Source organism: Massilia sp. 2TAF26 (assembly GCF_052115005.1).
GTDB lineage: Bacteria > Pseudomonadota > Gammaproteobacteria > Burkholderiales > Burkholderiaceae_D > Telluria.
Genome location: NZ_JBFRFV010000140.1, coordinates 1 through 386 on the forward strand (window position 1 = coordinate 1; position 386 = coordinate 386).

General features: G+C 61.7%; 1 pseudogene. It reads left to right on the top strand.

Annotated elements, in window-relative coordinates:
- Positions 1–386, top strand: a pseudogene (locus AB4Z32_RS27840) (terminase large subunit); the annotation flags it as partial.

Consider the following 386-nt stretch of genomic DNA (forward strand, 5'->3'; position numbering starts at 1 on the left):
TGGAAGAGTTGATCGAACGGTCCGACGTGATCGATGTCGGTATCGACGGTGGCGGTCTGGATGACTTACTGGCGCTGACGGCCATTGGTCGGTGCCGAGAGACACGCCGCTGGCTGACCTGGGCGCGCGCATGGGCGCATCCCTCTGTTCTTGAGCGCCGCAAAGAAGTGGCTTCTCGCCTAATCGATTTCGCCAACGCCGGGCAACTGGTGCTGGTCAAGCGCATTGGCGACGACGTTGACGAGGTGGCCGCCCTCTGCGCTCAGATGGAAGAGTCGGGAAAGCTGGACAAGATTGGCGTGGACCCATCCGGGCTGGGCGGCATCCTCGACGGCTTGATCGAAGCGGGAATACCGGAAGAGAAGATCGTTGGTATCTCCCAGGGC